The organism is Halorubrum distributum JCM 13561, assembly GCF_000337395.1.
Lineage (GTDB): Archaea > Halobacteriota > Halobacteria > Halobacteriales > Haloferacaceae > Halorubrum > Halorubrum distributum.
The window spans coordinates 207,890-219,882 of sequence record NZ_AOJF01000057.1; the positions used below are offsets into that span (position 1 = coordinate 207,890).

Annotated in this window: 10 protein-coding genes; 2 read left to right on the forward strand and 8 right to left on the reverse strand. The window is 56.7% G+C overall.

Annotated elements, in window-relative coordinates:
• Nucleotides 1-18 precede the first annotated feature (18 nt).
• The 5 genes from C470_RS14405 to C470_RS14420 all read right to left on the reverse strand — a co-directional run bounded on the left by C470_RS14405 (nucleotide 19) and on the right by C470_RS14420 (nucleotide 5,046).
• Nucleotides 19-1,695, reverse strand: coding sequence for a transposase (locus C470_RS14405; RefSeq protein ID WP_049908772.1), 1,677 nt, complete (start codon nucleotides 1,693-1,695; stop codon nucleotides 19-21).
• Nucleotides 1,696-1,774: 79 nt separating this feature from the next.
• Complete coding sequence (locus C470_RS14410) at nucleotides 1,775-2,944, reverse strand: Mur ligase family protein (RefSeq protein ID WP_008368189.1); 1,170 nt, start codon at nucleotides 2,942-2,944, stop codon at nucleotides 1,775-1,777.
• Nucleotides 2,862-3,416, reverse strand: a complete 555-nt coding sequence (locus C470_RS16335; protein ID WP_239638591.1) for a hypothetical protein — start codon at nucleotides 3,414-3,416, stop codon at nucleotides 2,862-2,864. The genes C470_RS14410 and C470_RS16335 overlap by 83 nt, the downstream gene beginning before the upstream one ends.
• Nucleotides 3,413-4,579, reverse strand: a complete 1,167-nt coding sequence (locus C470_RS14415; protein WP_008368193.1) for a poly-gamma-glutamate biosynthesis protein PgsC/CapC — start codon at nucleotides 4,577-4,579, stop codon at nucleotides 3,413-3,415. The genes C470_RS16335 and C470_RS14415 overlap by 4 nt, the downstream gene beginning before the upstream one ends.
• Before the next feature lie 53 nt (nucleotides 4,580-4,632).
• The gene (locus C470_RS14420; protein WP_049908774.1) at nucleotides 4,633-5,046 is read right to left on the reverse strand and encodes a response regulator transcription factor; all 414 of its coding nucleotides are present in this window, start codon (nucleotides 5,044-5,046) and stop codon (nucleotides 4,633-4,635) included.
• 110 nt (nucleotides 5,047-5,156) lie between these two features.
• Between C470_RS14420 and C470_RS14425 the strand changes: the two genes are divergently transcribed.
• Nucleotides 5,157-9,062, forward strand: a complete 3,906-nt coding sequence (locus C470_RS14425) for a PAS domain S-box protein (RefSeq protein WP_008368196.1) — start codon at nucleotides 5,157-5,159, stop codon at nucleotides 9,060-9,062.
• A 34-nt stretch (nucleotides 9,063-9,096) separates the two neighbouring features.
• Here the strand turns inward: C470_RS14425 and C470_RS15455 are convergent, their stop codons facing one another.
• The 3 genes from C470_RS15455 to C470_RS15465 all read right to left on the reverse strand — a co-directional run bounded on the left by C470_RS15455 (nucleotide 9,097) and on the right by C470_RS15465 (nucleotide 11,314).
• A complete protein-coding gene (locus C470_RS15455) occupies nucleotides 9,097-9,480 on the reverse strand; it encodes a transposase (RefSeq protein ID WP_008368198.1) in 384 nt (127 codons plus the stop codon).
• 406 nt (nucleotides 9,481-9,886) lie between these two features.
• A complete protein-coding gene (locus C470_RS14430; RefSeq protein WP_008368200.1) occupies nucleotides 9,887-10,768 on the reverse strand; it encodes a M48 family metallopeptidase in 882 nt (293 codons plus the stop codon).
• 189 nt (nucleotides 10,769-10,957) lie between these two features.
• The gene (locus C470_RS15465; RefSeq protein WP_239638592.1) at nucleotides 10,958-11,314 is read right to left on the reverse strand and encodes a HalOD1 output domain-containing protein; all 357 of its coding nucleotides are present in this window, start codon (nucleotides 11,312-11,314) and stop codon (nucleotides 10,958-10,960) included.
• 225 nt (nucleotides 11,315-11,539) lie between these two features.
• On the opposite strand from C470_RS15465, the gene C470_RS15470 reads away from it, so the two are divergent.
• The gene (locus C470_RS15470; RefSeq protein WP_008368202.1) at nucleotides 11,540-11,992 is read left to right on the forward strand and encodes a zinc ribbon domain-containing protein; all 453 of its coding nucleotides are present in this window, start codon (nucleotides 11,540-11,542) and stop codon (nucleotides 11,990-11,992) included.
• The last annotated feature ends 1 nt before the right edge of the window (nucleotide 11,993 follow it).

Genomic DNA, 11,993 nt, shown 5'->3' on the forward strand with positions numbered 1-11,993 from the left:
CCCAGACAGAGTGTCTCTCTACCCGATTCCAGTTTCCTTCTTCAGCAGCGTCAGCGTGTTGTCCGCTGTAATCACCGGTGAGTGCTCATACTCGCCAGTCAATTCGGCTTGGACGAGGAGATCGACAGCTCGCCAGATCGAGTACAGCAGACACGCAAACGCGAAGTAGAAGAATCGCAGCTCAAAATTCTTCGACGTTGTCGCCGCCATGAACCGTTTGATCGACCTGTATCCACTCTCGATCTCCCACCTGTAGCCGTACTCCGTAAGGTGTCCGCTCCCCCGATTCGTCATGAACACCGAATACTGCCGGTGATCGTCGTGCTCGGAGTCCTCTTTCCGTCGGTAGATCAGCGTCGTCTCGTGCCACTCGTTCTTGCCGAGGTGGAGCTTCCGGTCAGTTTCATATCGGCCTTGATCGCGCTGGAGCAATCGCTTGGCCTGGGCTTTCTCGCTGGTCTGCATCCGCTTCGGAACGACGTAGGAGTGCCCGCGCTGACTAATCATCTCCAGGACGTGCTGGCTATCGAACTCCCGGTCCATCAGTACGTTATCGACGTGAACGAGCTCTTCAGCCGAATCCAGCAAGTCCTCGACGATTTCTAGTCGTGACTCGCCTTTCCGTACTGGGCGGGCATCGAGGACGAGTGGGACAGCGTTCCCGACCAGCTGGACGGTCGCCCACTGATAGGCGTACTCGTCGGTCTGTTCTTTCGTCCCAATGATCTCGTCCTCGTGGCCGGTCCGGTCGCCGGTGAAGGGAGCAGCCTCGGTGATGTCGATAGCGACGATCCCTGCCCGGAAGAACTTCTCCGTATCTGCGACCTCATCAATGAGTCGTCGAATCGCCTGCCGGTACATCGCTCGAATCTGCTCGATAGAGAGATCACGAATGTGGTCGCGGTGGGCGTGTCCGAGTGGTGTCCGCTCCCGCGTTGACTCGTGGACGAAACTGCGAGCACCCTCGTTTGCAGCCAGCCGCTCGCGCAGTCCGAGATACGTCTGTAGGTCCCAGAAAGCGTGCTCGTGGACCTCACAGCCTTCGCCACGATTGAGCGAGAACGCAGGGAACACGACACGGCTGACGTGCTCGGTGACTCTATCGGTGTTGTCCAGAATGGCTCGGTCGTCTGGAACCGATTCGTCCACGTCATCGCAACGAGCCGGGAGGATCTGCTCCGGTTCGCGGGGGACGGTGACATCGGCGTTCTGCGCTTTGATGAGAATCGTTCGAGCCGCTTTCTGGACCGTCTCGCGAAGCTCATCGCTGAAGCGCGTGTGCCAACTGCGCCAGAGTGTCGATTGGTCAGGTACTGTCTCCAGCCCAAGCCGCTCGCAAAGTTCCGGATGACTTTCGAGGTACTCGTAGAGTGCTGTTTCGTGCTCCCATCCGTGAAGTTCTTTCAGAACGAACACGCGAAACAGGGTGTCCATCTCGTAGTGTGTCGGATCCTCGTAGCAGTCGTGGGCCTCGAATTGGAAGTAGGCCAGCGGAAGTTCGGAGACGAACTGCTCAACAGAGATGTGCTCATGGTGCGTGAACCAAGCTCCTGAGACGATCCGGACATCCGACTCTAATCCGGTAAGTGAGGTGCGGTCGTACAACGGTGTCGAATCGTACGCTGGCCACTCAACGTACGACAGTCGTGCAATTTGTCGAAAGACGGTTCTCCGAGATTCAGTAGTAATGGCCACTACCGGACAATCGTTCTGGCCCCCTCAAGAACACGTCTACATCTAACGAAAAGGCCCGCTTCTTACAGAAGCTGACGTTTTATTCGTAATCTTTTGGTTTAGTCGCTTCCGCGCTCCCCTGTTCAGAAATGTCAACAGCTTCGCTTGCCGAGGCAGCCTGTCTTTTCTCTTTCACTCGTTGTTCAATCGACGCCTGCATCTCACGCATAAACTCGTCCACCGTGTTACCCATGAGGATGACCGGTCGGCCATCGGTGAACAGTTCAGTTAGAACCTGCTCCGGGTCCGCATTTTGACTGTGGCACTTGGTTGGAACATCGACGTTTTCGGTGAATGCGCGTGTGTTAGCCCCACCGATGTGAGCTTCATCGATTAACTCTCGCTCGAATAGCAACTCGATATATTGAGCAAATGACGCTGTACGCCCCCGCCGGTCTCTTCGGAGGTACACGAACGGGGTGATACATTCGTCATCGACGAGCACCCGTCGAACCATCTCAGTACTTTCGACATCGTTCACCTCGGCAGCGTTGAAGATGAGTCCGTCTTCAAGTTCTATCCACGTTGGTTGGATCGCACTGAGGAACGATTCGATCTCCTCGGCTGGAAGTGGCGGTTCGCCAACAACATCTAACACCGCATTAACTGCGTGGATCGTTTCAGAACCGATTAGCCCTTCGTGTTCGTCGGGAATATCAACCTGCTCGATAGTCCCTCCGCGGCGTTCGATCTCTTTTTGCATATATTCGTGCAACACCGGGTGTTGCTCGCCGCTCACAACGTGTGTTCCCGCTGGGACCGACCGCGCAAACGAACGTGCAAGGTCTGTCCTGGTCTTTCCAAGGGTATCTGTGTGGTCCTGACGGACGTTTGTTAACACGATGATGTCCGGATCGGTCAGACGCTGGTTGAACAGCCGGGTCGTGTATTCTGTGATACCTTGATTCTCGAAGATAGCGACGTCGTCCGGCTCGTACGCATCGAGTTCGGGGACGAACTCAGCGATGAGACTGATATTCTCGTAGAGCGTCGTTCGAGGCCCCCGTCGTTCGATAGGATGGACCTCGCCGTTGTGGATCAGTAGTGGATGGTTGCCGGTGATCTTCGTGAGCGTGTCGTACCCTCGGCGGTTGAAGACGTCGTCGAGCCGTTGGGTGGTTGAGGATTTACCGCGAGTCCCCCGAGACGACAATCTGGGTATCGATCTGATCGAGGACCTTACGATGTCGAATACCCCTCGTTGCTTCACTAACCAGCCCTGTTAAACTCGACGAGCCGACTTCGATTGGCTTCGGGCCAGTCTTCCACTCGTACTCTGCCCCAACCAAGAACATCGGCAGCGCCCCCGCCGCATAGTCGAGGAACTGGTCCGCCGCGGACTGTGCTGTCATTTCCGTCGGGAAGCGATCGGCACTATGTCCCAGTACCCCGTTTGCAGTTTGGAGCCGCCAGACCCAGTTGTTTCGTTCCTCCGGAAGCTCTCCTGACGGTGTGGCCTCTTGTTCGACGATTATGTCGGGCGCGTCGACGTCGGTGTCTGGGAAGGACTCTTCGTTCCCCGATAGTTCTGCAACAGCGGCGCGAACAATGTCAATTGCATCGCGTGCTGCTCGGGATGTGTCGTAGTGGCGGCTGCCGGTTGCTAGTACCTCCGCTGGGCCCCTAAGACGCCACGACCAGCCGAACCCACGGCCGTAGATCTCGAAGGCAGTCCGACTCATGTTTCACCCCCTTCAGAGAGAACCGACGCAGAGAGAACCTCATCTTCACCCGGGGGTGACACAGTATACCAGTACGCGACACCCAGGGCAGCCACCCAGAGAACCGCTGCAATCCCCAGGACAGGCAACGTCAGCTCTTGTGGAAACCCACGAGGTTGGGGAGCACTGAACAGTCGAGCGACGATCAAAGCGGGGACAAAGACCACGATCTGAAGCGGGACGACGAGGCGGCGCTCGAATGGTGCCGACGCATGCGCGTTGTACGCCCCAACACCTGCCAAAATCGCAGTAAAGAACGCCGACAGCCCTCGCTCAATTGGTACGACAAACGTCAGCGATACTGCGGCGAAGATCGCGACTGCGACAGTCACTCCGAGAAGCACTCGTCCGTACCGGAGTGTGAGGTAGTTCGACAACTGGATGAAACCGAACGATAGCGCAAGCAAAAGGACGTACAGGATTACGAGCCAATAGCTCGCTAGCGCGTAAATCGCGAGGAGGACCGCACCAATGATTCCGACCCGAACACCGAACCGGCCCCGGAGCCGTTCAGATAGAACTAGCCCACCAGCGAACAGTCCGGCCACAATCTCTCGAGAGAGGATGACAGATTCGGGGTCGATGGGCACTGCAACACCTTTGTAGATAGCGACATCTGCCGTCGAAGAGAAGAGGACTGGGGGCGTCAGCGCACCAAATTCACGCGCATATCCATTGGAAACCAGTACCCAACCGAGCGCAGTGAGGGTAACGAACAACCCGATACTCGCCAAGAGGTCGTTTCGGCGATACTCCGGCTTGATTCGATGGTAATTGTACGCTGCGAGTCCAGGGAGAATACTTCCCAGAAACGCAACCACTCCCACCTCAAGTCCTAATTGCAGGATGAAAAAGAGCGTGACTACTGGAACGGCTGTGCCGATGACCATCGCTGCGATGAGCTCGTCACGACCAAATATCAATGTTCGACGACGGAGGATCCACAGCCCGACGTACGCGGCTGCCGCGCTCAACACAAAAACGGGGAGCATGACGAAGTTCTTCAAAGAGTACACGGCAAGAACGGGAATGGTGATTGACCCTCCCATACGATACCCGGTGAACTGAGTGATGGCCCCGACGCTCAAGAGACCGATAACGGCGACTAGTGTGGCCACCCACATTGTGACTATCTACCAGCTAATGCACCTTTACTGTTTCAATTCTGTACGGTCGCTTACTGGAGAGTTTGCTGTACACGTCCGTACAGTTCGGATTTATTGAATGGCTTCGCCAGGAAATCGTCCGCGCCTGCCTCGAGCGCTCGAACGATGTCCTCCTCCCGACTCCGAGATGTCAACATGACAACCTGAATATCCTGCATCCCGTCGTTCTCTCGGATATGGTCCAGAACCGAAAACCCGTCCATCTCTGGCATCATAACGTCGAGAATGACCGCTTTCGGTAATGAATCCGGGGACTCTTCTAAGTACTCCCATGCCTCCCGACCATCTTTTACAGTCTCCACATCGAACTCCTCACTGAGACTAACATCTATCATCTCTCTGATATCTTCGTCGTCGTCGGCAGCCAGAATTTCCGCAGGCATACTAGCAGCGTATCCGTCCCGTTTCCTTATATTGACCGACATACTACAACTCCCTCGATTATTGCGCTTTTCAGTCGTCAGCGACCTCGATAGCCCACGAGAGTGTCTCGCAAGAAATATTTAACCAGTTAGACAGTCAAATCTCTGTAACTGTGCTCGGTACTACTGACGAACTGGACGATCCAATCCGCGTCCTCTACGTGAACTCCGATCCCGCATTCGCGGAGTTGGTTCAAACCAAACTCCAACAGACGAGTACCGAGATCGACTGTATACCTGCCGACGGTATCGACGAAGCACTGCACCATCTTGCTACGGAACGAATCGACTGTATCGTAACGGCGTACTCGCTCGAAAATTCCGACGGTATCGGGCTTACGGAGTCGATTCGCCAGCAGAACGACGATATCCCGATACTCCTCTTTACTGGACAAGGGAGTGAAGAAATCGCGAGCAAAGCGACTCGTGCCGGCGTCTCGGACTACATCCCAGTCCGATCGGAGCGTGATAACTTCACACTACTCGCGGCCCGTATTCGAACGCTCACGAAGGCTGCTCGTAAACAAACGGAGGCCGAGCAGACCAAACGGCGCTTCCGACGAACGCTCGAGCGCGCAACTGACGCGATTTACGCCGTCGATAGCGACTGGCGCATCGAGTATATGAACGAGAAAATGGCCGAACGAATCGGCCGTGACTCGGACGCGCTCGTCGGAGAAGCCATCTGGGAAGAGTTCCCGTCGATCGTCGGGACGGAACTCGAAGACAAGTATCGAACGGCGATGGAGACTGGTGAACCAGTATCGTTCGAACAGCATCTGGAAGAGCCATTCAACTACTGGGTCGAAGTGCGAGCGTTTCCAGATGACGACGGGCTGACCGTCTTTTCACGTGAAATTACTACCGAGCGAGAGCGGGAACTGAAGCTAGAGCGCAGTGATGCGATTCTGGAGAACATCCACGACGTCGTGTTCGTCCTCGACGAGCAAGGTGATATCGAGTTCGCGAATACGGCTGCAAAGCGGTTGCTCGCAGGGGATCAGTCGGCCCAGCTCACAGGACAACAGCTCGAAACGGTCGTCGGTGACCGCGTTAGCAATTCCGATATAACGCGATTCTCCCAGGCAGTCGAATCGACGCTCGACGAGATCGAGAGCGATGGTGGGTCCACCGGGTTGTACGATGCAGACCTCCAACTCGACGTCGTGGTCGGGACCAGCGAGCGGACATTCGACGTCCGGGTAACCCCGTTCCAGAGTCGCAAAAGCAAGCAGGTGCTCGTTGTCGCTCGAGACGTGACCGAACAAAGCGAGGTAAAGCGTCAATTGGAACGAGAGCGGGACGCACTCCAAGACCTCCAGGCGGTCATGGGAGAAAGCGATGTCTCGGCCGAGTCACGCCTCCAGAATCTCTTGGAAGTCGGTTGCCAGACGCTCGGGCTCGAAATCGGCATCGTCTCGCGGATTCAGGACAGCGACTACACGGTCGAAGCAGTTCACGCACCGGAAGCCGATATCGAAGTTGGCGATCAGTTCGATCTCGAATCGACGTACTGTGCGGAAGTCGTCGGCACGGATTCGGTCTGTTCGTTCGTCGACGCCGTTAGCGACGGGAAAGAGACGCATCCTGCCTACCGTGAGTTCGAGTTAGAATCGTACATCGGCGTGCCACTCGTCGTCGACGACACGCGTTACGGAACCGTCAATTTCTCGAGTCCGACAACGCGACTCGCGCCGTTCGGAGCGCTCGAACGAACGTTCGTCGAGCTGGTCGCACAACTCGTGAGTACCGAAATCTCGCGTCGTCGTGACCGTGCCGAACTCGAACGTCAGGAGTTCCTCTTCGACCGCGTTCAGGACATCGCAGATATCGGTATATGGGAATTCATCCCATCGAGCGGCGAACTCGCCTGGTCTGACGGGGTCCGCCAGATCCACGGTGTCGACGAGGACTACGAGCCCTCCCTCGACGACGCGATCGAGTTCTACCACCCCGACGACAGAGAGACGATTACCGCAGCAGTCGACCGAGCAATCGAAGACGGGGAACCGTACGACCTCGACCTCCGAATCGTTCGACCCGACGGAGCGGTGCGTGACGTCCGGGCGTGGGGAGAATACGTCGACGACACACAGCGCGGCGACGCAGTACTTCGGGGTGTTTTTCAGGACATCACGGAGCGAGAAGCGGAACGCCGTGAGCATCGAGAGCTCGCGGAGGAATACGAGGCGTTGCTCGAAACGTCCGGGGACGCGATATTCTTGCTTGACGTCGATACCGCTGGTGAGGACCCATCATTCGAGTTCGCCAGACTCAGTCCCGGATACGAGTTACAGACCGGAATTACGACCGAGGAAGTTCGCGGCAAGACCCCACGAGACGTGTTTGGCGACCAGGAGGGTGCTGAACTCGAGGCCAATTACACTCGCTGCGTCGATCAGGGGGCCCCAATCTCGTATCGCGAAGAACTCGACATCGGTGACGGTGCGCAGTTCTGGGAGACCAGCCTCGCACCAGTAATCGTCGACGACGAGATTGTTCGAGTCGTGGGTATCGCTCGAAACGTTACCGAGCAAGTCGAACGAGAGCGTGAACTCGAAGCGACGAACCAGCGACTGGAATCGCTCATCGAGGCCACGCCACTCACAGTTATGGAAATCGACACGGATGGGACCGTCATCCGCTGGAACGACGAGGCTGAAGCCATGTTCGGCTGGTCGCAGGACGAAGTGCTTGGCGAGTTCAATCCGATGGTCCCGGACGAGCAGCAGGAAGAGTTTGCCTCACACCGGCAGCGCGTCCTGAACGGCGAGCGAATCCGAGCAAAGGAGATACGGCGAGAGACGAAAGACGGAGACGAACTGGACCTGCTCTTGTCGGTCGCGCCGGTTACAGGCCCCGACGGAGAGACTACGAGCATCCTCGCCGTCTTGGAGGACATAACCGAACAGAAACGGTTGGAAGCTCGCCTCCGCTCGCTTCAGGACACCGCACAATCGCTCAGCGGCGCTGAATCAAGCGACGAGATCGGAGCGATCGCCGTCGATGCCGCGGCCGAGATACTGGACCTCGATATCACCGGAATTTGGGAGTACGACGACCGAGAGAACGTGCTCGCCCCAATTACGGAAACGTCCGAAGCACGAGACCTGTTTGGCGAGTCTCCCCGGTTCACTCCTGGAGACAGTCTCGCTTGGGACGTGTTTGAGTCCGGAGAAACCCAGGTATATGATGATATCCAAGCTGAGGGGCAACCCCACAACCCGAACACAGAGATACGGAGTGAGATTCTCGTCCCACTAGGTGAGTATGGGCTCATGTCGACGGGGTCAGTTTCCACGCAAGTCTTTTCTGAGACGGACGTCGACCTGTTCCGGATTCTCGGTGCGACTGTCGAGGCAGCACTCGCACGAGCGAGCAGGGAGGAAGAACTCCACCGACAGAACGAGCGACTTGACCAGTTTGCGAGCGTCGTTGCCCACGACCTGCGAAACCCGCTCTCTGTCGCAAAGGGGTTCCTCGAAATCGCGGGGGAGACCGGGAAGGCGGAGCACTTTGAAAAAGTAGAATCCGCACACGACCGAATTGAACGACTCATCGAGGACCTCCTGACGCTGGCACGTGGGGAGACGACGATCGAGGATGCAGAAGAGATCGACCTCGAGAGTATTACGACGGAGGCGTGGGGATACGTCGATACTGAGGAGGCAACGCTTACAGTCGCAGATGGAATTCCGACAGTCACCGGGGATGCAGGGCGGCTGACCCAACTCTTCGAGAATCTCTTCCGAAATGCAATCGAGCACGGTGGTGCCGACGTCACGGTGACCGTGGGTGGACTAGACGGAGACGATGGATTCTACGTTGAGGATACCGGCAGCGGGATTCCCCAGGAGAAGCAAGACGACGTGTTCAAACACGGCGTCACGTCCAGCGAGGGGGGAACCGGGTTCGGGCTCTCGATTGTGGCCGACATCGCGAAGGCGCACGGTTGGACAGTTTCGGTGACAGACGGAAGCGATGGCGGGGCACGGTTCGAGTTCAAGCGGTCGAAATAGTACCCGTTGTCAGTGAGCAAACCGTGCCTGCGGTCTATGCATTGAGAGAACCAGTCTCGACAGTCTCCCTGAGGTCAGCGGAGAACCGCTCGTGCCAGCTTCGCCACAGTGTTGACTGATCCGGGATCGTCTCGAACCCCAGTTGCTCACAGAGTACAGGACGGTTCTCTAAGTAGTCGACGAGAGCTGTTTCGTACTCCCATCCGTGGAGTTCTTTCAGTACGAACACCCGAAAGAGCGTAGACATCTCGTATCGTGTGGGCCCGGTGTAGCGATCCTCGGCGTCAAAGATGGCATAGGCCAACGGGAGCGAGCAGACGAACTGCTCGACGGAGGTATGATCATCGTGTCTGAACCACGTTGTAGAGACGATACGAACGTCCGATCCCAGACCGGCAAGCGACGTTCGATCGTACAACGGTGCCGAATCGTACGCCGGCCAATCAGTATGCGAACGTCTTGCGATCTGTCGGGAGACCACCCGACGAGACTCCGGGGTTGCCGTCATATTCACTACCTCAGTATCTCTTATCGATGAGTTTCTCTGGAGCTATAGAGATAGAGATGTGTTGGCGGACCAGTCAGGCATACGTTTGATACGCGATAAAGAGCGCAATAGCGAGACATACGACACCGAGTCCACGAATGACCCACGTCCACTGGTCGGAAAGCGAGTCGTGCTTGTCTGTGCCGTAGTCACCACGACGTCGACGGGTCGGGCCAACAAATACGGACAGTCGGAGTGCTGTTTGTGGGGCGGCAATCAACACAATGCCGAGCAGGATGCCGAGAACGACTGCGAGAAGTTCGCGGACCCCGGGCATCTACGAGCGGAGCCGCTGGATACGCTTCTCCATGGGCGGGTGCGTGGAGACGATTTGTTGGAGGAAGCCACGGTCAGAGCTGGAGATACAGAGTGCGCCCACCTGCTGATCAACGTTCGCGTCGCGGGAGCGCTGCCTCCCCCGCCCGCGGCCGCGCCGATTAGCCGACCCACGGCCGTGCTGGGCACGTCCAGCTGATTGTTGGGCCTGCTGGTTACCCTGATGAATCTTCTCAAGCGCCCGAGCGAGTGGTTCGCCCTGCCCGATGACATCCCTGGCGTCGGCGTCGGCAACGTATTCGCGGTACCGGGAAATCGCGAGCACGAAGATCATCACGACGAACTGGACGATGTTCCCGACGACGACAGCGAGGAAGAAATCTGCGAGGTCGTTCTCGCCAGTGAACAACACGATGTACTGCGCAACGATAGCGACGATGGATGCGATGCCTTGACCGAGTTGCATCGTGATGACGTCACGATTGTCGATATGGGCGAGTTCGTGGGCAATGACGCCTTCGAGCTCGCTTCGGTCAAGCAGTTGAATGAGTTCCTGAGAGATGACCACGGTTCCGTTTCCACGGCGACCGACCGCGAACGCATTCGGAACGCCCATACTGGCGATTTTCAACGACGGTTTCTTCATGCCCTTCTCTCGACAGACGCGCTCAACGAACTGATGAATCTCTGCGTATTGGGTCTCAGGCAGGTCTTCGGCCCCGACGCTCCGTAGCGCGGCCCACTTGCCGACTTTATACTGGATTCCGATCAAGAGGATGCTGCCGACGATAGCAATCGGGAGGATGCCCTCGCCGAACGTGACCATCGCTGCGGCGACGGCCACGAGGTAGAATCCCGCGAGAAGTGCACCGACGACGGCCATCCGAATTTTAAGTCCAAAATGTCGCATGTGTGTTATGTTGTAGAGGTGGTCTCGAGAGTACACTCAGTTTCGACGCTGGCTGGTTTATCAACCCGATTCAGTCTCCGGGTGACGATTGTTCGATCGAGTCCGGCCGTCAATTCTGGATGAGGTCCGCTGTTCGCGGTGAGTCGTTGCATATGTGTGTGATTAGTCAATTGCGTTACGTTCACGGTCAGCGAGGCTGACCGAGAGCTGCCCGTCGCTGTGGACCGAGACGACACACTCGGAGAGAACGAACTTGACCACTCCAGTCGATGGCGTCGACGATCCGTCAGCTCCGCCGAACAGTTGACTGAGCGCGAACGCATGCGTCCGATCGTAGCGGGAGGCGACTGCCGAACGGGCATCGCCGGTAACGGTTGACACGGCGTCGGTGACGGCTTCGTAGAGAGGTGTTTCGTTGCCCCAGCGAGCCAGGTAGCGGCCGTGCCACGATGCTGTCAATTCGTCAGCGGGCCGAGATTCATCGGTCATTGTGTATTCGGGCGCTTCGGGTTGCGCCACAACACATACTGAACGTTCGGTAAGTATCAATCTTTCCCCTCATCTCACGTGAGAGTAGGTCGCCTCAAACCAGACAATATTCTCAGCCACAATTCTCTATCTGCCGGATATACGGCTTAAAACTAGTTTACTCGGATATATAGAGTGCATCTCATCGTGCCTCTGTCAATGGCCTTTTCCAGTTAGACGAAGGTTTTAACACCTACCGAACGTTTAGTCAATAGTATGGGACGAGTCTCGCTCAGCAACAATCCACTACTCGCTGCGCTTCTGGGAACAGTGGTCACCGGACTTGGCCACTTCTACCTGCGGCGCTGGCTGAGAGCGCTTGGATGGCTAGGACTCACCGTTGCTGCTTCAGTTCTGTTTGTCCCCGAGTCAACGATATCCGCGCTTAGTTCGGGTACGCTAACCGATCCATTCTCGATTCTCCCGATAGTCCTGATCAGTGCCGCTAGTGTCCTTGACGCGTATCTCATCGCGAAAGTTAGAAGACAACCCGATAGATTCCAAGCAAACAATACTGTCGGGTCAACAGGGGCTGATGAATCTCCCGCCTGTCCTGCCTGCGGAAAGCCGGTCGATCCCGATCTCGGATTCTGCCACTGGTGTACAACCGAATTCAACGTTGTCGACGTCTCTAAACTGGAACGAATCGACGAGAACCAATCGGACTGAC